This is a genomic window from Leucobacter faecis (assembly GCF_054456695.2).
The window spans coordinates 179,313-200,281 of sequence record NZ_JBTJER020000005.1 but is presented as its reverse complement, the minus strand read 5'-3'; the positions used below and the strand labels follow the sequence as shown (position 1 = coordinate 200,281).

Sequence of the window (20,969 nt, the reverse complement as noted above, 5' to 3'; positions counted from 1 at the left end):
GGCGCTGGCATCTTCTCGTTCGACGAGATCGGCGAGGCTGCCACGGTCAGTCAGTAGTAGCTCACATATCGCGCCCAGAGCGCACAGGGTTGAGTCGAGCCACGGCGCACCCCTGCGCACGGCAGCTTCGAAGCGAAGTCGTCGCAGTAGTAGGTATGGACGAGTCCGTACACTTTTGTGAAGATTTCACAGTCGCAGTGGCAGGCGCCCATGCGGGCGAGACGCTCGCCGAGCGCGGTTGCACGAGGCGCGGTGAGGTCACGAAACGTTCGTGCGAACCGATGGGTGTGGTTGCACCCAAACGAGTTGGCTTGACGTAGGACATAGCAGGCGAGGCATTCGCCCGCCTGGGGCAGGAGTAGCGCCAACGCAGTATCTTGAACGATCTGCTCGGCGACATCGGCGATAGATTTGGTGTTCATGCCAGCATGGTTGCACGAGCCTCCGACATCGCAACTGAAGATTTATTACGGAGCGACGAGATCGAGAGTCGTTCGGGAGCTTCTACGAACTTTCTGAAGAGGGTGGCAGGGGTCGGGTGACAGCCGAAAATCATGCAGCGTTTCGGCAGCCCGGTGGACTGCGATTTTTCGTCAGTCTCAGATAGATAGGTCTGATGCTCAGTGGGCTGAACCAAAATTGCCCCGGCGCGGCGACCAGATAACTGGCCTCGTCCGGGGCTTACGAAGTAGAGTCTACCGTGTCGATGAAGGGACTACGTCAGACGTAGTCGCATGGTAGCGAAGAATCAAATCCCTAAAGTGATCGACCGCGAATCCCAAACAAGTAAAGGCGTATCAAAGTCAATGGATGCGTTTACCTGGAGTTTTCGAGAAGGCCGCATTTGGAACTGGTAAGCAGGGATTCCAGATGGTCCCTAATCATCTCTAAATTGAGCATGTCGGTGGCTGGGAACGCGTAGCAAACAACGCAGTTGGAGGCTCCGCCGCCGGTGGAGCGATCGAACAATCAAGAGCAACGATTTCAACATTTGTCGGCGACAACTGACTTTCGGCGTGCTTTGATGGGCGCATGGCCCCCAATGATGCGGCGCCCCGCGATCCGGAGCACAGCTCGCGCAAACCGCGCAAACCGCGCAAGCCGCGCACCCCAGTTGCGCCGACGCCCCAAGCCCAGAGCGCAACACGCGACCAAGCCGATCAGCTGCGCGAGCAGACCCGGCTCTTGTGGGCGACCGTCGCGGGTTTCGTGCTGGGCGCGATCGGCGGGGCGGCCGTGCTGCACGGTGGCCCGCGGCCGTTTGCGGGCGCGGGAGGCGCGACCGTGCCCATCGCACTCATCGCCGCAGCGCTCGCCGCCGCCGCGTTCATCGCAAGCACGCGGCTGCACCGCGCCCACGAGACGACCCCCATGCCGCCGTGGCAGACCGCCGTCTCGCACCTGTCGGCGGCCTCGGTGACCATCGCGCTCGCCGCTGTCACCGGCCTCGGCGTGCTGCTCACCGGGCAGGTGCTCGAAACGAGCCTCCAGGGGCTCGCGCTGCAGACCCCAGGCGGCGCAGTGCTCGCGGGCGTCGCCGCCGCCCTCGGCGCACGGTTCGCGTTTCGCGCAGGAGCCGCGCTCACCGCGACCGACCTCGTGGGGCTGCTCGCCGCGTTCCTCGTGATCGGCACGTTTCTCGCGATGGTGACCGCGACCGAACCAGACTGGTGGCGGCGCAACTTCTCGCAGCTCGGCATGGGCCCCGGCGGCTGGGCGTTCAACGGCACGCTCATCGTCGCGGGCCTGCTGATCGCCACCGTCGGCTCGTACATCGGCCGCGACCTGCACCGACTGCTCGGCGACCGAGCCCTCGCGCGCATCGCCCCCGCGGTGCTCGCATGGGCGCTCGCGGGCACCGCGCTCGCCGCGGTCGGGCTGCTGCCGCTCGACCGCGCCCCGGTGCCGCACCTGATCGCGGCGTTCGCGGCCGCCGCGCTGGTCGCGATCGCGGCTGGCTTCTCGCTGCGTGCAGTGCCGGATCCGCCGCGCGTGCTCCTCGCTGCCACGGGCGGCTTCATCGTCTTGGTCGTCGCGGTCGTCGGCGCAGCTTTACTCTTCCATTTGCCGATGGCGGCCGTGGAGGGAGTGGTCGTCGGGCTCGCGATCTTGTGGCTCACGACTTTCGTGCGGGTGCTGGGCATCTTGAGCCCGAGCAGCTCGGTGCCGTCGGCGGTGCGGCACCTGATTCGGTAGGCGGCGGTGCCGCCGCGCATGCCAGACTGTACCTATGAAGCCAGTCACAGAAGACCAGTTCATTGACCTCGTCGCATCTCTCATGGACGAACTACCTGACGACCTCGCGCAGGTGCTGAACAACGTCGCGATCACCGTGCAAGACGCGCCCGATGATGGCAACCTCAACGTGCTCGCGGTCTACCGGGGTACGCCACTTACCGTGCGTGGCAACTTTGGTGCAGAGGCGATTCCAGACAATGTCGTTCTCTATCGTGAATCGATGCTGGCGCATGCGCACGACGAAGAACAGTTGAAGCGGGAAGTTTGGAACACGCTCATTCGTGAAATCGGCGCACACTTGGGAATGACCGAGGCGCAACTGCACGAGCTGCATGAGACACACAAGCGCTAGGCGCATCTCAACGGAGCACAGCGAACGGGCCCGCGGTAATGCATCAGTCGCAAATGCGCGAGTGATAAGCAATCAGTCGTGACCCGCCGTGATCCGGCGCAGACGAACCAATATGATGAACCGTATGAAGACTGTAAAGCACTGGTATGTTTCACGTTTGCGCGTTGAAAACTTTCGGTGCTTCGCGCGCCTCGATCTCGAACTTGCACCCGATCTCACTCTGCTTGTCGGGCTCAACGGGGCTGGAAAGACCGCGGTGCTAGACGCGATCGCTGTCGCGTTGGGAACCCCGATGCGTGAACTCAGCGGAGAAAAGCAGCGTGGAATCTTGCAAGAGGACGTGCGAGTCGTGCCGTTTGATCTCGACTCGCACGTTACAAGCGCGACAGTAGAACCGCAGTATCCTGTAAGCGTTGCAGTAGAGGCAGCACTCGACGGCCACGATGTGACTTGGGAACGGCGTCGCGATAGTGCGAGCGGTAACACTAAAGAGGTGGGCAAAGAGGTTCATCAGCTCGCAGCAGCGGTGTCTTTGCGCGCTACCGGGTCTGACGCCGATGCGCGAGCGCAGACGCTGCTTCCAGTAATCTCTTACTACGGTATTGAACGACTGGTGAAAATTCGCTCTGGTCACGGAGAAATCCAAGCATCACGGAAGCATGCCTACGCCTCGGCGCTCGAACCCGGGTCTGATCTGACCCGGCTCAACGGGTTTCTTGCGGTGCTGGACGGCCAGATTCAAGACGCGCGCGTGTTCGGTGACGAGAATCCAGAAGGCGCGATCAACCAGTTTCGGGCGATTGACCTGGCGTGTGAAAGAGTACTTGAAACCGTTGGATGGCGACGACTTCGTTGGAATAGGGCAATAGGCCAGCTCACTCTGTCGCACAGTAAACACGGCACGCTACCGCTGTCTTACCTGGCGACTGGCACCAAAATTGCAGCAGGCATGGCGATCGATCTTGCCAGCCGAATGGCACGAGCAAACCCGCAGCTCGGAGCGTCGGAGCTTCTCGAATTGACCCCGGGCATCGTCATGATCGACGAAGTCGATATGCACTTGCACCCCTCCTGGCAGCAGCGCATCGTGCCAGCGTTGCGGCGGGTGTTTCCACGCGTGCAGTTCATTCTCACCACCCATAGCCCGCAGGTCATATCGACGGTAGAAGCCGATCGGGTCCGAATTCTTGACGGACGCGGGGTGAGCGCACCGCAATTTTCGCAGGGCCTTCGTGCGAACGTGGTGCTCGAAGAGGTACAGGGTGTGAACCCTGCTCCCGACGTCGAGATTCGGGCCACGCTGGGTAGGTACATGCAGCTGGTACATGCGGGTGAAGGTAAGGGGAGCCGCGCTCGTGAACTGCGTGGGCAGCTGGACGACACCCTTGGCGGCGCGGACTTCGAGGAAGAGCTGCGTCGAGCCGACATTGCGATGGAATTTTCGGACTGGGACGACTGAGCATGTATCGCATCAATGCTTCGCCTATGCCGGTAGCGGTGCGCAGTTACCTGCAGCAAAACCCTCAGTTACGGTTCGCGAGCGGCGCACTTGATAGCGACATTAAACGGCAGATTCGTGAACATCTTGCGGCGCAACAACACGGTCGATGCGCCTACTGTGAGCGCAAAATCGGCGACCTGGGTTCGAGCGTTATTGAGCATTTTCACCCACGAGATATACAAACGATAGGCCCAGATGATCCCTGTCGTCCACGACTGGGGGCACGACGGAACACCTCGATCAGAGTTGATTTTGACCCCAATAATCTTTTGCTTTCTTGTGACGGTCACAGGGCCAGACCTGCCTCAGACGCGACGTGTGATCGTCGAAAAGACAAGGCACACGTGTGCGCAGATATTGACAACCCAAAGCAGCTTGCGACGGGGGCCTACTCGATCGTGTGGGTGGAAAGCGACGGCAAGCTGGCGGCTCAGCGCACCCCGAGCAACATTGCTGCAACACAGATTGTGATTGAACAAGTGCTCAACCTCAATGACCCAAGTCTCCTCGAGCGACGTGCCGGTTTGATCGCCGACCTGAAAGAGCAGTTCAACAGATTGAGAGCAAAACATGCGGCAGGAGGATCCACCGCGTCTATGCGACGAAAGTTTGCGAGCAAACTGCGCGACAACATTGAAGAGAAAGACTACCCGTCGACGCGTGAGTCAATCGCGCAACTGATCGAAAGCGGGATCACCCGCTAAGGGGGTGACCGGACTGCAGTACGCGCTTGAACCGTGGTTGCGCTGCAAATGATTGGTGCCACAGAAAGAGCCACAACATATAAACGGGGGAGCCGCGCGTGGAGGAGCACATGCTGGAGACGTTTGTTGGGGCGCTGTGGGCGATGCTAGAACCAAATCTGTGGTGGCTCGTACCGCTCGTGGTGGTCGTTGCTGTGCTGCGCTGGCCGTATCCCGGTCGCGGGCCGAGCTCAGCGAAACGCGACAGCTGGCGTAGCTTCAAATACGCGCTGCGCGCGGCCGTTTTTGCGCGAGCACAGGGACGGTGTGAAGGGCCGCTGGTGCTCGCTTGGGGGCGCTGCGCAAGGCACGCCGAGCATGCCGACCACGTGTACCCGTGGTCGAAGGGCGGGCCGACCACATTGGCAAACGGGCAGGCGTTGTGCGCGGGCTGCAACCGATCGAAAGGGGCACGCACGCCGGCTTGGTGGTACATTGCAGGTCTTGAGCACAGACGTGCCGGCTATGTTGACGCCGGGGTCGACCTACGCGTGTCGGCTGTGCACCCGCGCGAATGAACTAGCAGGCATCACTTCGCGAACCGCATGCCGTAGGTGGTGTCGGCGCCGTCGGTCGCGAGAAACCTGAAACCGAGCCGCTCGTAGAACGCGCCCGCCGGGGCGTTCTTGGCATTCATCGTGAGGTGCAAGCCAGGCACGCCCCGGCGCACGAGCTCGTCGCACAGCGTATTGATCAGCCGGCGGCCGAGGCCTGATCCCTGCGCCTCGGGTAGCAGATTGATGTGCAGATGTGCGGGGTAGTCACGCGTCAGCGCGCTCGCCGCTGCAGACTGGGCCTCGGGCGAAATACCGTCGCCGTACGCCAAGAACTCGTCTTGAAGCGCCCCGCCCTGCGCCCCACGCAGGTACCGGCCGGCCCGCGACGCCCACCACTCGGTACGAAACCAGCGGGCAAACGCGCGGGTGTCTGCGGTGCCGACGATGTAACCGACCACCCGCCCGGCAGCAGGCCCGACAGTAAACCAAGCAGCAGGCCCGCCTACAGCCTCGACCACCCAGCACAGGCTCGCGTCGTGCACCCCGTACGGCACCGCAAACAGGTCGCCCCACAGCGCGTCATCGCAGAGCATGCCGGTGGCGTCGGCGCCTACGTTCGCGGTGCGGGTGCAGACATCGGCAAGAGCCGCGCTGTCTGCCGAGACAAACGGTCGCACTCGATACGCTGGGGGCTGCGGTGTTTCGTCGTCACACATGCACCCATAACACCACACACAGGACGCGATGCCCCACTCAGCTTCTTCACCGTGGCTGCACCGCTTTGACCTTCAGCTAGCAATCGACCTTTGCACACATGAATTACCGCGGATTTCTGTGTGTAAAGGTCGATCGATGTAATGAGGTCAATGTACGCGACCCTCACGGTACTTGCGCACTGCGGCCAGCGCCTTCTGCAGCGCCGACATGACGGGCGGGCCGAGCACCATGCCCAGGATCCCCGCGACCACGCCGCCGATGATCGTCGACAGCAGCACCATCACGGGGTGAATGTTGAGCGACGAGCCGAGCGCCCACGACAGTACCGCGTTCTGCACGGGCCCGTTTGAGACGAGCAGCGCGAGACCCACGATCAGGGCGGCGGGCGCCCCACCAAACCCAAACGCGATGAGCACGGCGAACGCGCCCGTCACCCAGGCACCAATGTAGGGCACAAATGACAAGAAGAAGTAGAGCACGATCATGGGAATGACGAGCGGAATGCCCAGCAAGATGAGCGGCAGCACGAAGATGGGGCCCGTGATCACGGCGGTGAGCGCGGTGCCCTTAAAGTAGCCGCGCACCGAGAACCGCACCTGCTCGTCGATTTCGGTGATGAGCGCGTCGTCTTGCGAGATGACCCGTGCGAGCCAGTGCGGAAACAGCTGACCGTCACGCAACACGAAGAACAAAAAGTAGAGCGCGAAGAAGATACCCACGCTCAGCATCACCGTGCTGTAGACAGCGCCCGCCGCCATGCCAAAGGCGCCGTGGCCGAGCTTGCTCAGCAGGTCGTCGCCGGCGGCACGCAACTGCTCGAGCCATGACGGGTCGATGTCGAGTGAGTGCAACCAGTTTAGGGCGATCGTCCAGCCGTGAATCAGCTGTTTCGAGATGTCGGGAATCTGCTGCACGAACCCAACCACGGCGACCACGATCACGCCCGTCGCCACGGCGATCGCCACGAGCAGCACCAGTGTCGCCGCGAGCGCGCGCGGCATGCGATGGCCCACGAGCCAGGTGACGATCGGCTCGAGCACCGTGCCCAAGATCACGGCAATCACGAGCGGTACGAGGATTCCGCTGAGCGCGCTCACCCCGCCCGCGATGAGCACCGCGAGCACGATCACGCCTATCGCCGACCAGCTGGCAAGCCCCACTCGGCGCAACCGCGCATAACCCATCTGGTTCTGGCCCGGTGCGCCATCGTTCGTCATTGACATGCCGCTCCTGTGTACTCTGCACGCCGCGCCGCCGCGGCTCTTACTTAAGTAACCTAGCGGTTTTCGTGGTAGCTCGGGCTCAAGCCCGGCAGAGATATGGCACAAAGCAATTGAATAGCAGAGTATGTACTACAGCGGGTGTGAGTGACAGGCGAAGGAGCAGCAGTGTACGAACAGCCATCGGGCCAGGGCCCAGCCCACTACACGCCTCGAAACGATAATCAGTTCAAGCAGCGACCTCCGCGTCGCGGTCTAGCCGTGGCCATCATCGCGGTCGCGGCATTCATCGCGCTCGGGGGAGCCTCGGCGGTGCTGGCCGCGACGGGTGTGCTCGGCACCTGGTTTGGTGGCGCAGATACGCAGGCCACGGTTAAGAACTCCCAGAGCGCGACCGGTGGCAACGCGGGCGCGGCAGAACCCGAGCCCTACGAGTTTGGCATCGCCCAGAAGTGGTCGACCGAGCTGAAGCCTGGCATGCGGCTGAGCAAGGTGCCAGTGCAGTTTGCGGGCGGCGTGGTGGTCGAGCGGCAGGCTGTAGCGGGCGATGGCGCGCGCGCCACGCTTTACCGTACGAGCGACGGTAAGCAGTTGTGGGATGAGGCCACAACGATCACCACCTGCGAGCTCGACCCGCTCACCTCGGGTGCCGCATGCTCCCTGCAGTATATGCTCGGCACGGGTCCCACCGAGGTCGTATTTCTTGATGCACAGGGCGAAACTTCGCGTTTCGAGGTGCCCGGCTTTCGTGCGCTCCAATTCGCTGACGACGGTGAGAGCCTCTGGCTCTTTGCTCACGACGGTGCCATTCATGTCGATCGCGAGGGCAACGAGCTGACCAGCAATGATCCGGATCAAAAACCAGCCGCGCCCGTAACGTCGCTCGCCGCGCCTGAATCGAACCTCACCGTGCCGCTGGGCGTAGACACCGCGCAGTTTGATGAGTCGTTTCGCACGATTGAGGTGCGCCAGACTAACTCTGAGAAGGTGCTGCTGAGCCAAGCGATCGACCCGATCGCGGGTGCGACGGCAGCCTGGGGCGGGCCCGACGGGGTGCTTATTACCTCTACCTGCGTCGACTGCGTTGACTCCACAACGGGCAGCCTGTCGCGGCTCACGTTTCTCGCGGAGGGAGACGAAGTGAGCAGTGCCGTGAGAAAAGTCGCGACCGAGGTGCCGGCCGAGATTCCAGACTGCCCCGAACCGACGGTGCTGCTCGCGTGGGCGCAGTTTACGAACGGGTGGGTGCTGATCTGTGGGGTAGATGGGCAACCGAGCTACCTGGCAGTGCAACTGCCGGGCGAAACTTCGCCGCGGTACTCAGCCGGGCAAAGCGACCCGACGTCGCAGGCCGCGCGCGACGCAGTGAAGTGGGATGAGCACCTCGAACGGTACACCGCGGTGATGGAGCGCGGTGACTTCTTTGTGCTCGAAAACGACACGGGCACGGCCACTCTCTGGCCGTCAGCGACGATGTCGGGGGAGCCGAGCAGGGCCGAATGGGTGCTGCGTATCTTCGTGCCGCTTTACGACAGCTCGCCGCGCACTCTGCGCGGTGACGCCCGCGGCACCGATCCGGGGCAGAGCTCAGGCCCGCAAGTCCCGGTTGAAGAGTTCGCGATTCCCGCCTGCGACGTGCTGAACCCGGCTGCGACGCGGGCAACGGGGGTCGCGCCGCACACTGTGCCGCGCGACGCCGCGAAGATGTATGGTCCGGTCGTGCGCGGTGCACTGCAGCAGGCGTCGCGGGTGGCTGGCTGCGCCTGGGAAGGCAAGGGCACTGTGATGCAGTGGGTGGCTGAGGTGGCGCCCGAGCAGAAGAACGCGCTCATCGACGGCATGCTCGACTTTGGTTATCGCGCCGAGGCCGACGGGCCGCTGCTGCGGGTATCGTTCAGCGAACCGACGAGCGAGGGGCTCGAAACACACACGCACGTGTTCGACGGCGATGCGTGGTTGTTCATCTATCAGCTGGGCAGTGAAGACGACTTCGAAGAAGCGGCCAAGCTGACGCTGGCCGCCGCAAACCCCGGCCGGTTTGAGTGACGCTCTACGGGTGGCCGCTGAGCCCCGCAAGCTCGGCGGTCACGTTGCTGCGCGCCCGAGCCTCCCAGCGTGTGCGCGCGAAGTCTGTTTCGTACAGCGCCGGGCGCTCGAGGTAGGCGGTGAGAATCTGTGCGCGGCCGGAGCGAAACCGCGGCTCGGCCACGCTCGCGTACTCCGCACGCACGTCGAGCGTGTAGCGCTCGTAGCGGCTGGGTGGCGCCGCAAAGATCCACAGGTCTGAGTCGAGCAGCTGCGCGAGCGAGGCGCGGTCGGGGCGCATGCGCGAGTTCACGGCGTACGCGCCGTTCGCGCTGCTTGCGCCGGGAGGGATCGTCGCGACGATGAGGTCGTGCACGCCCGCGACGGTGTCGGTGTGCACGCCGGCTGGGCTGAGCTCGCGCACCGCGAGTTCGGCGCAGGCGCGCTCGTCGGCGCCCGCCCTGCCCGTATAGATAGCGTCGTGAAACCACGCCGCCAAAAGCACCGCTGGCGTAACGGCTTCGCCCCCGACGGTGAGCTGGTCGAGTGCCAGCAACACGTCTTCGAGGTGGCGCTCGTCGTGGTAGCGACGGTGTGGCTCTCGCCAGCGGGTGAGTAACTGTGCCGCTAACCGTGCGCCCGCGGCAGGTGCAATGCCTGTCGCTTCGGCCAGGAGTTGCCACTCCTCGCGCAGATAGGCGTCTCGGCGCGTGCGCCGCAGCGCTTCTTTCTCGCTCTGGCGCACGCGCAGCCCCGATCGTTGCAGCGCAAACAACAGTTCGCGGCCGCTCACGGGGGCGGCACCGAGTGCAACCGCATCACGGTAGAGCCGTTCGGGCAGGTCGTAGTGGTCGAGGTCGAAGCCGCGGCGGGGTACTCCGAGCGCCCGTGCAAACTCGTGCAGCTCGGCGTAGCTTGAGTCAGACACGAGGTGGCTCCACACCTGCCCGTGTGCGGGCCACACCGGGGGATCGATGAGAACGGCCATGCCCCCATCGTACGGCTGCCCGGTGTGTGACGCGGCGCAGGAAAGCGCCCGCGATTACGATTTCAACATCGCGAAGCTCTGACTACGGTTTCGTAGTCTGAGAGACATGATTACTCAGCGCTGGTTGTCAGAACTCGAGCAGGGTCGAGGTAAGCAGCTCAATGCGCGCTACTTCGAAGTCCTCTCTATGATGGGCATTCAACTCATGGGCGAAATTGAAGATGTCTGAGCATGCCTTCGAAGTGCGTCTGCCGGGAGTTCCCGTTAGGGATTCAAAGGCTCGACGCTGGGCCCTTCTTCGGTGGGCTGCTTCCAGAATTTGATGCGGTGCTGGCGCGTGTTCGACCGCACTAAAACGAGGGGCTTGATCACGCACTGACTCGCGATGTGAGGCTCCGAGCAGCAACTAGGAAGACCATTTCTGACCGGTGCCCGTTACTAGAGGAGCTGACTGTCGGCATTCACGCGGCACGAACCCGGTCGCACACGGGCGCCAAGACATCGTGCGGCCAAAAGTGGGTGTTATTGGTCCTGATAACACCCACTTTTGGCCGCACGGCATCGGCGGCTTCAGGAGGCCAGCGCATCACCATGCACTTTGGAAGACGCATGGGAAAGCATCACACCCGCGCTGTCGCCCCATAAGTAGGCGACAGGCCGCCCCGCTACAGCGCGTACGCGTGGATCGGAAGCGCGTAGGGCACGCCCGCCGCCTCGCCGCCGCCCGTGAGGATCCCGGTAATGAGGTCGCGCGGAGCGGTATGATCCGGCAGTGCAGCCAGGTACTCGCGGTGCGCCTCGAGCGAGGCGACCCCGTGCTCGAGCGCCTCAGCCGAAACCTCGATCGCGTGCTCGGGCCGGTGCATCGTGACGCACAGCCAGTCGGCCTTCCACGCCGCAAGCTCCCCGCTCGCGAGCTGCTCAGGGAACAACCACGGGTTATCGGCGTCGCGTGCCGCATCAACGACGCTCAGGCCGGTTGCCCTGTGGTCCGCGTGATTGAGGCCCCAACCCGCCTCGAGCTCCCACGACATCGTGACGAGCACCTGCGGGCGCACCGCGCGAATCTCGCGGCAAATGGCCTCTCGCAGTGCGAGCCCGGGTTCAAGCAGCCCGTCTGGGAAGTTCAGGATCGTGAGCCGCGCGACCCCCACGATGTCGCAGGCTGCGCGCTGTTCGGCCGCTCGCAGTGGCCGCACCCGGCCGGGCGTCATGCCGCGAATACCGGCCTCGCCGGCGGTGAGCAGCAGGTAGGAGACCTCGATACCGCGCGCAGTCCACTCGGCCATTGCGGCCGAGCCTCCGTACTCCATGTCGTCGGGGTGCGCGACAATGCACAGCACCCGCTCGATATCGGTCGGGTCAAACAACTCGAGAGCAGCCATGCCAGCAGCCTACGCCCTCGCGAGGTCGCGCGGATAGACCCGGGCGCAGCTTGGAATGATCCGGAGCCGGCGGTAGATGCCCTGAACAGTTGGGAGCTGCAGGCAGCGCGAAAGCGGGTGACTCATCCCCCCGGTGAGCCACCCGCCTTCGCGGGTCTGGTGCGCGCTAGCCGAGGTCCTTGGACTCTGCGACGGTGACCTTGCGCGTGTGAATATCGAGGTTCTTGCCCTCGGGGGCGATCAGTACTGCGGTGAGGCTTGCGAGCAGCACGATGATCCAGATCGCGGCCACGGGCCAGGTCGCCGCAAAGCCGAGCACGAGGCCCGTCGCGATGAGCGGCGAGAAACCAGCGCCGATGGTCGACGCGGTCTGGTAGGCGGCCGATGCGCCCGAGAAGCGCAGCGCGGTGGGAAACTGTTCGGCCACAAACGCGGCCATGGGGCCGTAGACGAGGCCCTGCACGAGGCCGTTGCCCAGCACGATCGCGACGGCGAAGCCCCATACGGTGCCCGTGCCGAGCAGCGAAATGATGGGAAACGCGAGTACGACGCCCGTCACGCAGCCGATCGCGATCATGCGGCGGCGGCCGACCTTATCGCAGAGGCGGGCCGAGATCAGTGACACGATTACGGTGGCGATCGCTGCGGCCGCCTTCCAAGCGAGCACGCCGGTGGCGTCGGCGCCGTTGCTCACGGCCTGGGCGACACCCCACACGGTCATGAGCCCCTGCGTGAACGTGAACGCGAGCACCGCGACGAGCGAGATCAGCACAGCACGCCAGTGGTTACGCAGCACCTGCACGATGGGCGTCTTCTTCTTCTCGCTCGCGGCGCGAATCTGCTGAAAGCCGGGCGTCTCAGACACCTTCAGGCGAATGATGAGGCCGATGCCCACCATCACAACGCTGAAGAGAAACGGAATGCGCCAGCCCCACGACATGAACTGCTCCGGGGGCAGCATCGAGAACAGGCCCAGCATGACGGTCGCGAGCACCGCGCCGACGGGGCCGCCAGCGTTGGCAAAGCCAGCCGCAAAGCCGCGGTGCTCCTTGGGAGCGTGTTCGAGGGCCATGAGCACCGCGCCGCCCCACTCGCCACCAACTGAGAGGCCCTGAATCACACGTAGCATCACGAGTGCGATGGGGGCGATGATGCCCACCTGGGCGGTCGTGGGCAAGAGCCCAATAAGCGTAGAAGCGATGCCCATGAGCAGCAGCGACAGCACGAGCACGGTCTTGCGGCCGCGCGTGTCACCGAAGTGGCCAAAGAGCAATCCACCTAGAGGCCGGGCAAGGTAGCCGACAGTGAAGGTTGCGATCGAGGCGAAAAGGGCGAACCCCTCGCCGAGATCGGTGAAGAACACCTGCGCGAACACGATGCTCGCGGCGGTCGCATAGAGGATGAAGTCGTAAAACTCGATCATGCTGCCCATGAAGCTCGACAGCAAAATGCGTTTCATGTCGGTGGTGGTGAGCGAGATTTGTGTGCCGTCGCTCGTGGCAGTGTTGTGCGTAGACATGGTCTCCTGCTTGGTCTCCTGCGTCGTTGGGGAGGTGAGGGCGGTCATCGTCGACCCTTCCTTACTATCTGAGTTATCACGTGAAGCGCTAGTGCCAGCTAACGCGCGAAAGAGATGACGTCGAGGTCGTCTGGAATGAGCACGTCGCGGCCGTGCGCCTCGCTGCGCCACGCATCGAGTCCGAGGTTGCCCGGCACCAGGTGGTGAATCGCGAGCTTTTTCACGCCCGCCTCCTCAGCAATGTCGGCGGCGTCTTCGACGCTCGAGTGTGAACGACGATGGTGGTCGCGTGATGCGCGCAGCGTCGGGTTGTCGCTCGAGCCATACATTTCTTCGACCCAGCTGAAGCTAATCGCCTCGTGCAGCATCAGCTCGACGCCCTCTGAGATGCGCGCCATGTTGGCCGTCTTCTTGGTGTCACCCGAGATGGACACAGACCCTTCGTCGGTCGTGAAGCGGTAGGCGAAGGCCGGGGCGATCGGCGGGTGCTCCACGAGAATCGCGTCGACGCGCACACGGTCGTCTTCGAACACGGTGAACGGGGCCATGTCGGGGGTGGGGTTGTCGTTGGGGTGGTACCCGATATCGGTGGGCACCGCGATGTCTTGCGCGTCGAACAGGTCGAAGGGCGACGGCCGCAGTGCGTCGAGCACACGGTCGTTGAGGTCGGTCGCGTACGCCTCCATCAACAGCCGAAACATGTCTTTGGTGCCCGGCGTGGGCAGGTGCGGGGCGACGGGCTGCGGGGCTACGAGAGCACGCTGCGACACTGGCGGGGTCATGCCGCGGTCGCCGGGGCCAATGATGGGAATCTTGGGCCCCTCGCCCGACAGCCCGAACAGGCCAAAGAGGGCGATGTTTGCGAGATCGGTGGTGTGATCCGAGTGCAGGTGGGTGAGAAAGACTCCGCCGAGGTTAGCCATTTCGAGGCCCGCCCGCGTGAACTGGCGGCCGGCGCCCATGCCGGTGTCGACCAGATAGTTGCGGTCGCCCACGACGACGGCCGTCGAAATGCCAAAGCGCGAGCTGGCCATCATGGGGGTCCACCAGCGGGGGCCGCCCGCGGTGCCGAGGGTGATGACGTGGGGTTTGGTCACGGTCGTCTCCGTTCAAAGATGTTTCCTCAATGGTCGGTCACCCCATTTCATTTGTAAAACCAAAAGTATTGATGAACTCAATAGACTGAGCCTATGAATGGGGCTACGCTGCGTCAGATCGAGTACTTTGTGGCCGCCTGCGACACCGGGTCGGTGAGCGCGGCGGCCGACCACTGCCGCGTCACGCAAGCCACCGTGTCTGCCGCGCTCTCAGAGCTCGAGCGCGGCATCGGGGTGCCGCTGCTCGTGCGCACCCCCGCGAAGGGGGTCGAGCTCACCTCGGCGGGGGAGCGGGCGCTGCCGGTCGCCCGGCGCATGCTGCAAGACGCCGACACGCTCGCTCACCTCGCCTGGGAGGAACTCAACGAGGTCGCCGGCCCGCTGCGCATCGCCTGCACGGTCGCCCTGTCACCGCGGGCCCTGCCCGTCATCGCGCACGCCTTCAACGAGCGGTACCCGGGGGTCGACCTGCAGCTGTTCGACGGGCTGTCGAGCGAGGTGCAGCGCATGCTCGCAGACCGCACCGTCGACTGCGCGCTGCTCTATACGCGCCAGGTGACGGGCAGTTTCGAAACCCGGCCGGTGCGGCGGGTGCACCCGTATGCGGTGCTGCCCGCAGACCACCGGTTCGCCCAGGCGCCGCAGGTTGCGCTCGCTGACCTGAGCGCCGAGCGACTCATCGTGGTGCAACCAAGCGGTTCGGGTGACGTGATTCAACACTTGCTGCACGACGCAGGCATCACCCCCAACGTCGGTTGGTCGTTTGTGAACCCCGAGACGGTGCGTGCGATGGTCGCTCGCGGCCTCGGCTACTCGGTCTTCAGCGGCAAACCCAAGGGCACGGTGACTTTCGATGGCCGCGCGGTCACGTACGTGCCCATTTCCGATCTCGTCGCCCCCAACGAGGTCGTGCTCGCGTACCCCCAGGGGCACCACTCGAACGCCCGGCTGCGGGCGCTCGAACTGCTGCTCGCTGAGCCCGATGCGCAGCGCGCTTTTGGCTAACCAGCTCCGGATCGCCCGCCCGGGGGCGCTGCCCGCCCCGTAGGCTGGGCTCATGCGAATCAATGTGGCAGCGCTTTTGTTTGACATCGACGGCACCCTCGTCGGCTCCATCGACACGGTCGAACAGGTGTGGCGTGCCTGGGCGAAACGTCGTGGCATGCATGCAGACGAGATTCTCGCGGTTTGCCACGGCAGGCGCAGTGAGGACACGCTCGCCGAGTTTCTGCCCGCCCAAGAAGTGCCGGCAGCGCTCGCCGAGCTCGACGCCCTCGAGCACGCTTACGCTGGCAACGTCTCGGCACTGCCTGGAACTCACACGCTCCTCACGGGGCTTGCCGCTGAGACGCGGCAGCGCTGGGCCGCAGTCACGTCGGGCGGCCGCCAGGTGATGCTGCCGCGGCTCGTCGCGGCCGGGCTGCCCGTGCCCGACGTGTTCGTGGCGGCAGAAGACGTGTCGCGTGGCAAACCCGATCCCGAGGGGTACCGCATGGCCGCCGCGGCGCTCGAAGTTGCCCCGCAAGACTGCCTGGTGCTTGAAGACGCTCCCGCCGGCATTGGGGCGGGCCTCGCTGCAGGTGCGCACGTGCTGGCGGTCGCCACCTCGCACACCGAGCAAGAGCTGCGCGACGCTGCCGCGTTCTTTGGTGCGCTGCTCGGCGTGAGTTCCGACGGGCCTGCGGCACGGTTCGCAGTGGTGCGCGATCTCGAAGACTGTGAGTTCGCCCTCGATCCGGCGCAGATTCGTGTCGAGACCAAATAGCGCTTAGAGCTACAGCACCCGCAGGATCTTCTCGAGCGGCCGGCCCTTCGCCAGCTCATCGACGACCTTGTCGAGCAGCCGAATCTGTCGCATCAGCGGGTCCTCAACCTCTTGCACTTTCACGCCGCAGACCGACCCCGTGATGAGCGACGCCGCCTCATTGAGGCGAGCGGTGGCAAAGAACTCCCGAAACGTCGTCTCGGCGGTGATCTGCTGCGCAAGTTCTTGGTCAGAGTAGCCGGTCAGCCAGGTGATCACGGTGTCGAGCTCGTCTTTGGTGCGGCCCTTGCGCTCGACCTTGGTGAGGTACAGGGGATAGACCGAAGCGAAGCTCATCTCAAAGATCTTGTGCATGCCGCGAGTGTATCCCCGCAAGATGAACCCGCGGCGATACACTGCGAGCATGATTGATCTGAGTCATCCGATTCGAACGGGCATGACGGTGTACCCGGGCGACCCCGGTGTGCGGTGCGCGCAGACGCTCACCCTTGCGTCTGACGGGGCCGCGGTCACCGCGGTGAACCTCGGTTCGCACACGGGCACCCACGTCGATGCCCCCGCGCACTCCATCGAGGGCGGCCGCAGCATCAACGAGGTGACCCTCGGCGAGCTTGTGGGCGACGCGCTCGTGCTGCACCTGGCAGACCGGGTGGGCCCGGGCACGCGCATCGACGCCGAGATGCTCGAGGCTGAGCTCGAGCGCTTCGTCGCGGTGCCGCGCATCGTGCTCGTGCACACCGGCTGGGACAGGCACTTTACGACCGAGCTCGCTTACGACCATCCGTTCCTCTCGCGTGACGCGGCCGACGCGCTGTGGCAGCGCGGCATGCGGGTGCTGGGGGTCGATACGCTGAGTCCGGATCGCACCAAAGCCGACGTGGCCGGCGGGGGCGGGGGCCTGGGGCGCGGGCTTGAAGTGGCACCCGGGGTGTTTCCCGTGCACGACCTCGTGCTGGGCGGCGACGGCTTCATCGTTGAGAACCTGCGCGGGCTCGAACGGCTCGACACGCTTGCGCGGGTGGGCTTCTTTCCGCTGCCGCTCACCGGCGACGGTGCGCCGGTACGCGCGGTGGCCTGGGGGCCGGGCGAGGCGATGCCGAGGTAGCTTCACTCTGCGGTAGCTTCACTCTGCGGTAGATTCACTCTGCGGTAACTTCACTCTGCGGTGCTCACGAGACGGCATCGAAACGACGAGTCGGCCCGGTAAAAACGTATTTATCGGGCCGACTCGTCGTTTCGATGCATAGTCGTGCCTGTCGGTGCTTGCCGGTGCTTGCCGGTGCTTTCGACCGCGTGGTGGGGCGACTTGCCGGCCCACGCTCTTACCGGCTGCGCGGTATCGAGGCGGCGAGAGCCGTGCCCGCGAGCGCCGCCCCCACACCCACTGCGAGCGACACGAGAAACCCGCCGAGGGTGGGCACGAGCACGCCGCCCGCCTCGTGCATCATCGACGCGAGAATCACGCCGACGATGGCGGCGGCACTCGTGGTGCCGAGCGAGCGCATGAGCGCATTAAAGCCGTTGGTGGCGGCCACCTGAGACGCGGGCACCGCCCCCATGACGAGCGCGGGCATCGCGCCAAACGCAAACCCAATTCCGCAGCCCGAGATCGTGCTGCCGATAGCGAGCAACACGAGGGTGGTGATGACCACCGCGGCTGACGCCTCCCCGGGGGTGCGGTTGCCAAGCGTCGCAAGCACCACCGCTATAAGGCCATAGCCCACCGCGATCACGACGCCTGCGAGCATGAGGGTGACGCGGGGCCCACGCGTGCGACTGATCTCGGCCCCCAGCTTCGACACGGCCATCATGCCGATGCCCAGCGGCATCATCCACAACCCCATGATCACCATCGGCTGCCCGAGCCCATAGCCGAGCGCGATGGGCAGTTGCATCACCTGCGGCAGCACGAGGTTCATCGCGTACATCACAAACCCAAACATGATCGACGCGAGGTTCGTGTACAGCACCGTCGGAATCATCGCGGTGCGCAGGCTGATGAGCGAGTGCCGCACACGCAGCTCGTACCAGCCCCAGAGCGTGAGCACCAGGGCGGCAACAGCGAAGGCGCTCAGCGTGAGCGGGCTCGACCAACCCCACACGCTGCCCTTCGAAACACCGAGCAGCAGCGCCACGAGCCCCACCGCGAGCCCGATCGCCCCTGCGACATCGAAGCTCGCACCAGAGCGGCCCTGCGGCCTGGGCCGAATCACGACCGCGATCGCCGCCCCCACGAGCACCGCGGCGGCGCCGACGCCCCAGAACAAGATGCGCCAGTCTGCAAACTGAGCGACCCCCGCCGCGATCGGCAGTCCGAGCGCGCCGCCGATGCCCATCGAAGAACTCATGAGCGCGATACCCGCCCCGGCTCGTTCTGGGGGCAGCAGTTCGTGCAGGATCGAAATCCCGAGCGGCACCATGCCGCTCGCCAAGCCCTGCAGGGTGCGTCCCAGCACCATCACTCCGAGACTGTGTGCGAGGGCGCAGGCGATCGACCCAGCGACGAACGCGCCGACCGCGCTGAGCATCATGAGCTTCTTGCCGTAGAGATCGGCGAGACTGCCAGCAATGGGCGTGGCGACGGCGCCCGCGAGCAGCGTCGACGTGATGATCCATGAGGCGTTGGCCGCTGACGTGTCAAACATGCTTGGCAACTCGCCGATCAGCGGCACGATGAGGGTTTGCGCGAGCGATACCAAGATGCCCGCAGAAGCAAGCACCGCGACGATGACGCCGGGGGTGGGGCTGAACGCTGGGCGGGAGGCGCGCGGGGTACGAATCACTTGTGTAGTCTACACACGTTATGTAGTCTGCAATTTTTGGGGTCCGTTTGATAATCTTGTGCCATGACAACTGACCCGATTGCTGCGATTGAGTTTGAGACGCTCGCATTCGCCCGGCACGTCGATGCCGCGGTGGGGCGAACCCGCAGCGACGAACCCGTGCTCGAAGCGAGCGCGTACACGCTGCTCAGCCTGATCTCGGCGGGCGGGCCAGCGTCGATTGGCACGCTGTCGGCGATCACGGGGCTCGACGCTTCGACCCTCAACAGACAGACCGCAGCGCTCGTGCGCGACGGCCACGTCGAGCGCGTGTCGGACCCCGCAGGTGGCATCGCCCGTGTGTTCAAGCTCACGTTTGCGGGGCAGATGGCACTCGAGTTCGAGCAATCGCAGAGCCGATCGGCGCTCGCACGCACCTTGCGCGACTGGACGGGGGCCGAACGTGACGAGTTAGCGCGCGTGCTGCGCCACCTCAATGAGTCGATCGAGCGCGGCTACGACAAACCCTGGCCGCGCGCAAAGCCCTAACCGGCAAGGGCGACCCTCCCTAGAATGGGAGCGGGGTTCAACCAGAACCGACAGCGCAACACACGGAGGTGCCCGGTGCCGATCACAGGAACGATCCTTGCGACGGCTACACAGCACCCGGCACGCGTCGCGCTCGCAGGTTCGCACGCGGGCGAGCGGCTCACCTACGCGCAGCTCGTCGCTGACTCAGCCAAGCTGTTCGCTGCGGTCGACGCGTTACATCGCGCACAGCAGCGCCCGCCCACTCCGGCCCCCGAGACCGTTGGTATTCCGATCACGGCGGTGAGCGTCGACAGTGCGTTTCTTGCGGCGCGCATCGTGGCGGGCCTCGCTGGATTTCGCTCGGTCTCGGCGGTCATCGACCCGCGCTGGCCGCTCGCGCACCGCATCGGTGTGATCACGGGCACCGGCACGGGGCTCGTGATTTCGGCCGACACCGAGCTCGCCACGGCGCTTGCAGCGCGCGGCTGGGGCGGCACGGTGATCTCGCCCGCGGCGTTTGAGCGGCACGTGGCTGCGGCGGATCCGCATCACGTTGCCGGGCCTGCCGTGCGTGACGCAGCCGAGGCGTTCTTGCTGCTGTTTTCGTCGGGCACCACCAGCAACCCGAAGGCGTTTGTGAAGACGCGTGCGCAGTACCGCGCGAACGTTGCGGTGTCTGCCGCGCACCTCGAGCCGCTACCGGGCGTTTCGACGCTCGCGCCGGGACCGGTGTCGTACAGCCTCACCCTCTACGCCGTGATCGAGTGCCTCGCCACCGCGGGCAGCGTGCACCTCGCCGACCGGTTTGACCCGTTTGCGCTCGCCGCCCGCGTCGCGCGCGAAGGCATCACGCGCGTCGTGTCCGTGCCCGCGATCGTGCAGGGCATCGCGGCAGCGGCGCAGCGCGGGGCGGGCCCGCGGGGTGCGGGCCTCGAACGGTTGTCACTCGTGGTGACGGGCGGCGCGAACCTGCCCGCCCACATTCGCGATGCGCTCGCACGCGCGCTGCCGGGCACCCGACTCATTAGCTACTACGGGGCGGCCGAGATCGGGTTTATTGGCGACAGTCGTGATGGTGACGGCACTCGCGTGCGACTGTACGACGGGATCGAAGCGAGCGTGCGAGACGCCCGAGGCAACGAGCTGCCAGCGGGAGAGCCGGGCACCCTGTGGATACGCGCGGCTGCCTGCTCTGACGGGTATGTTGCTCGCACCTCGAACGAGCAACTGCGCGGCGGTGACGGTTGGGCGACCGTGCACGACCAGGCCCGCATGATCGACGGGCAACTCGAGCTATTGGGCCGCGCTGGCGATATCGCGATCACCGGCGGCCACAAGGTGTCGCTCATCGAAGTCGAGCGAGCGTTCGCAGGGCTGCCGCAGGGCGCCGTCGCGGTCGCGCTGCCGCACGCTACGCTCGGTAGCGTGATCGGGCTCGTGGTCGAGGGCGATGCCGGGCAGGTGCCGTCGCGTGCACGCCTGCGCGAGATCGCCACCGCGCAGCTTGCGCCACAGTACGTGCCCAGCAGGTGGTACAGGCTCGACGAACTGCCCCGCACGGTCGGGGGCAAAGTACGCCGTATTGAAGCGACCGAGCTTGCCGCTACGGGCCGAGCGGAGCGGCTGTGA

Annotated in this window: 21 protein-coding genes; 12 read left to right on the top strand and 9 right to left on the bottom strand. The window is 65.0% G+C overall.

Annotated elements, in window-relative coordinates; translation table 11 throughout:
* Nucleotides 1–50 precede the first annotated feature (50 nt).
* Complete coding sequence (locus ACXR2W_RS07625) at nt 51–422, bottom strand: DUF2695 domain-containing protein (protein WP_458813832.1); 372 nt, start codon at nt 420–422, stop codon at nt 51–53.
* 610 nt (nt 423–1,032) lie between these two features.
* Here ACXR2W_RS07625 and ACXR2W_RS07620 point away from each other — a divergent pair.
* The 5 genes from ACXR2W_RS07620 (at nt 1,033) to ACXR2W_RS07600 (ending at nt 5,352) form a co-directional block, all read left to right on the top strand.
* Nucleotides 1,033–2,196 carry a DUF998 domain-containing protein gene (locus ACXR2W_RS07620; protein ID WP_458813830.1) on the top strand — a complete coding sequence of 388 codons (1,164 nt, stop codon included), beginning with the start codon at nt 1,033–1,035 and terminating at the stop codon, nt 2,194–2,196.
* Between the two features lie 34 nt (nt 2,197–2,230).
* The gene (locus tag ACXR2W_RS07615) at nt 2,231–2,590 is read left to right on the top strand and encodes a metallopeptidase family protein (protein ID WP_458813828.1); all 360 of its coding nucleotides are present in this window, start codon (nt 2,231–2,233) and stop codon (nt 2,588–2,590) included.
* A 124-nt stretch (nt 2,591–2,714) separates the two neighbouring features.
* Entirely contained in the window at nt 2,715–4,049 is a 1,335-nt protein-coding gene (locus ACXR2W_RS07610; protein ID WP_458813826.1) for an AAA family ATPase, read from the top strand.
* Between the two features lie 2 nt (nt 4,050–4,051).
* Nucleotides 4,052–4,795: an HNH endonuclease family protein gene (locus tag ACXR2W_RS07605; RefSeq protein WP_458813824.1), complete on the top strand. Its 744-nt coding sequence runs from the start codon at nt 4,052–4,054 to the stop codon at nt 4,793–4,795.
* 110 nt (nt 4,796–4,905) lie between these two features.
* Nucleotides 4,906–5,352: an HNH endonuclease gene (locus tag ACXR2W_RS07600; RefSeq protein ID WP_458813822.1), complete on the top strand. Its 447-nt coding sequence runs from the start codon at nt 4,906–4,908 to the stop codon at nt 5,350–5,352.
* An 11-nt stretch (nt 5,353–5,363) separates the two neighbouring features.
* Here ACXR2W_RS07600 and ACXR2W_RS07595 read toward each other — a convergent pair whose 3' ends face one another.
* Both ACXR2W_RS07595 and ACXR2W_RS07590 read right to left on the bottom strand, forming a co-directional pair.
* Nucleotides 5,364–6,047 (bottom strand): GNAT family N-acetyltransferase, encoded by a 684-nt coding sequence (locus ACXR2W_RS07595; RefSeq protein ID WP_458813820.1) that lies wholly within the window; start codon nt 6,045–6,047, stop codon nt 5,364–5,366.
* A 147-nt stretch (nt 6,048–6,194) separates the two neighbouring features.
* Nucleotides 6,195–7,271 (bottom strand): AI-2E family transporter, encoded by a 1,077-nt coding sequence (locus ACXR2W_RS07590; RefSeq protein WP_458813818.1) that lies wholly within the window; start codon nt 7,269–7,271, stop codon nt 6,195–6,197.
* Between the two features lie 165 nt (nt 7,272–7,436).
* Here ACXR2W_RS07590 and ACXR2W_RS07585 point away from each other — a divergent pair, with 165 nt between their 5' ends.
* Nucleotides 7,437–9,314, top strand: coding sequence for a hypothetical protein (locus ACXR2W_RS07585; protein ID WP_458813816.1), 1,878 nt, complete (start codon nt 7,437–7,439; stop codon nt 9,312–9,314).
* Between the two features lie 4 nt (nt 9,315–9,318).
* Here ACXR2W_RS07585 and ACXR2W_RS07580 read toward each other — a convergent pair whose 3' ends face one another.
* Nucleotides 9,319–10,281, bottom strand: a complete 963-nt coding sequence (locus ACXR2W_RS07580; protein ID WP_458813814.1) for a DUF4031 domain-containing protein — start codon at nt 10,279–10,281, stop codon at nt 9,319–9,321.
* A gap of 106 nt (nt 10,282–10,387) precedes the next feature.
* Here ACXR2W_RS07580 and ACXR2W_RS07575 point away from each other — a divergent pair, with 106 nt between their 5' ends.
* A complete protein-coding gene (locus ACXR2W_RS07575; RefSeq protein ID WP_458813812.1) occupies nt 10,388–10,510 on the top strand; it encodes a hypothetical protein in 123 nt (40 codons plus the stop codon).
* Between the two features lie 436 nt (nt 10,511–10,946).
* On the opposite strand, the gene ACXR2W_RS07570 is transcribed toward ACXR2W_RS07575, so the two are convergent.
* The 3 genes from ACXR2W_RS07570 to ACXR2W_RS07560 form a co-directional block, all read right to left on the bottom strand.
* Nucleotides 10,947–11,666, bottom strand: a complete 720-nt coding sequence (locus tag ACXR2W_RS07570; protein ID WP_458813810.1) for a PIG-L deacetylase family protein — start codon at nt 11,664–11,666, stop codon at nt 10,947–10,949.
* A 166-nt stretch (nt 11,667–11,832) separates the two neighbouring features.
* Nucleotides 11,833–13,233, bottom strand: a complete 1,401-nt coding sequence (locus ACXR2W_RS07565; protein WP_458813808.1) for an MFS transporter — start codon at nt 13,231–13,233, stop codon at nt 11,833–11,835.
* Nucleotides 13,234–13,283: 50 nt separating this feature from the next.
* Nucleotides 13,284–14,282, bottom strand: coding sequence for an MBL fold metallo-hydrolase (locus ACXR2W_RS07560; RefSeq protein ID WP_458813806.1), 999 nt, complete (start codon nt 14,280–14,282; stop codon nt 13,284–13,286).
* Between the two features lie 93 nt (nt 14,283–14,375).
* Here ACXR2W_RS07560 and ACXR2W_RS07555 point away from each other — a divergent pair, with 93 nt between their 5' ends.
* Together ACXR2W_RS07555 and ACXR2W_RS07550 are read left to right on the top strand one after the other, a co-directional pair.
* Complete coding sequence (locus ACXR2W_RS07555) at nt 14,376–15,287, top strand: LysR family transcriptional regulator (RefSeq protein ID WP_458813804.1); 912 nt, start codon at nt 14,376–14,378, stop codon at nt 15,285–15,287.
* A 52-nt stretch (nt 15,288–15,339) separates the two neighbouring features.
* Entirely contained in the window at nt 15,340–16,047 is a 708-nt protein-coding gene (locus ACXR2W_RS07550) for an HAD-IA family hydrolase (RefSeq protein WP_458813802.1), read from the top strand.
* Between the two features lie 9 nt (nt 16,048–16,056).
* Here ACXR2W_RS07550 and ACXR2W_RS07545 read toward each other — a convergent pair whose 3' ends face one another.
* Entirely contained in the window at nt 16,057–16,401 is a 345-nt protein-coding gene (locus ACXR2W_RS07545) for a DUF2200 domain-containing protein (protein ID WP_458813800.1), read from the bottom strand.
* Between the two features lie 49 nt (nt 16,402–16,450).
* Between ACXR2W_RS07545 and ACXR2W_RS07540 the strand changes: the two genes are divergently transcribed.
* Nucleotides 16,451–17,152, top strand: a complete 702-nt coding sequence (locus tag ACXR2W_RS07540; protein ID WP_458813798.1) for a cyclase family protein — start codon at nt 16,451–16,453, stop codon at nt 17,150–17,152.
* 217 nt (nt 17,153–17,369) lie between these two features.
* Here ACXR2W_RS07540 and ACXR2W_RS07535 read toward each other — a convergent pair whose 3' ends face one another.
* Nucleotides 17,370–18,830 carry an MFS transporter gene (locus ACXR2W_RS07535; protein WP_458813796.1) on the bottom strand — a complete coding sequence of 487 codons (1,461 nt, stop codon included), beginning with the start codon at nt 18,828–18,830 and terminating at the stop codon, nt 17,370–17,372.
* 63 nt (nt 18,831–18,893) lie between these two features.
* Between ACXR2W_RS07535 and ACXR2W_RS07530 the strand changes: the two genes are divergently transcribed.
* Both ACXR2W_RS07530 and ACXR2W_RS07525 read left to right on the top strand, forming a co-directional pair.
* The gene (locus tag ACXR2W_RS07530) at nt 18,894–19,358 is read left to right on the top strand and encodes a MarR family winged helix-turn-helix transcriptional regulator (protein WP_458813794.1); all 465 of its coding nucleotides are present in this window, start codon (nt 18,894–18,896) and stop codon (nt 19,356–19,358) included.
* A gap of 75 nt (nt 19,359–19,433) precedes the next feature.
* Nucleotides 19,434–20,969: a class I adenylate-forming enzyme family protein gene (locus ACXR2W_RS07525; RefSeq protein WP_458813792.1), complete on the top strand. Its 1,536-nt coding sequence runs from the start codon at nt 19,434–19,436 to the stop codon at nt 20,967–20,969.

What these genes read in the sequence shown, in the direction of transcription:
- ACXR2W_RS07625 (WP_458813832.1), bottom strand. Translation starts at nt 422, where the DNA reads ATGAACACCAAATCTATCGCCGATGTCGCCGAGCAGATCGTTCAAGAT.
- ACXR2W_RS07620 (WP_458813830.1), top strand. Translation starts at nt 1,033, where the DNA reads ATGGCCCCCAATGATGCGGCGCCCCGCGATCCGGAGCACAGCTCGCGC.
- ACXR2W_RS07615 (WP_458813828.1), top strand. Translation starts at nt 2,231, where the DNA reads ATGAAGCCAGTCACAGAAGACCAGTTCATTGACCTCGTCGCATCTCTC.
- ACXR2W_RS07610 (WP_458813826.1), top strand. Translation starts at nt 2,715, where the DNA reads ATGAAGACTGTAAAGCACTGGTATGTTTCACGTTTGCGCGTTGAAAAC.
- ACXR2W_RS07605 (WP_458813824.1), top strand. Translation starts at nt 4,052, where the DNA reads ATGTATCGCATCAATGCTTCGCCTATGCCGGTAGCGGTGCGCAGTTAC.
- ACXR2W_RS07600 (WP_458813822.1), top strand. Translation starts at nt 4,906, where the DNA reads ATGCTGGAGACGTTTGTTGGGGCGCTGTGGGCGATGCTAGAACCAAAT.
- ACXR2W_RS07595 (WP_458813820.1), bottom strand. Translation starts at nt 6,047, where the DNA reads ATGTGTGACGACGAAACACCGCAGCCCCCAGCGTATCGAGTGCGACCG.
- ACXR2W_RS07590 (WP_458813818.1), bottom strand. Translation starts at nt 7,271, where the DNA reads ATGTCAATGACGAACGATGGCGCACCGGGCCAGAACCAGATGGGTTAT.
- ACXR2W_RS07580 (WP_458813814.1), bottom strand. Translation starts at nt 10,281, where the DNA reads ATGGCCGTTCTCATCGATCCCCCGGTGTGGCCCGCACACGGGCAGGTG.
- ACXR2W_RS07575 (WP_458813812.1), top strand. Translation starts at nt 10,388, where the DNA reads ATGATTACTCAGCGCTGGTTGTCAGAACTCGAGCAGGGTCGAGGTAAG.
- ACXR2W_RS07570 (WP_458813810.1), bottom strand. Translation starts at nt 11,666, where the DNA reads ATGGCTGCTCTCGAGTTGTTTGACCCGACCGATATCGAGCGGGTGCTG.
- ACXR2W_RS07565 (WP_458813808.1), bottom strand. Translation starts at nt 13,233, where the DNA reads ATGACCGCCCTCACCTCCCCAACGACGCAGGAGACCAAGCAGGAGACC.
- ACXR2W_RS07555 (WP_458813804.1), top strand. Translation starts at nt 14,376, where the DNA reads ATGAATGGGGCTACGCTGCGTCAGATCGAGTACTTTGTGGCCGCCTGC.
- ACXR2W_RS07550 (WP_458813802.1), top strand. Translation starts at nt 15,340, where the DNA reads ATGCGAATCAATGTGGCAGCGCTTTTGTTTGACATCGACGGCACCCTC.
- ACXR2W_RS07545 (WP_458813800.1), bottom strand. Translation starts at nt 16,401, where the DNA reads ATGCACAAGATCTTTGAGATGAGCTTCGCTTCGGTCTATCCCCTGTAC.
- ACXR2W_RS07540 (WP_458813798.1), top strand. Translation starts at nt 16,451, where the DNA reads ATGATTGATCTGAGTCATCCGATTCGAACGGGCATGACGGTGTACCCG.
- ACXR2W_RS07530 (WP_458813794.1), top strand. Translation starts at nt 18,894, where the DNA reads ATGACAACTGACCCGATTGCTGCGATTGAGTTTGAGACGCTCGCATTC.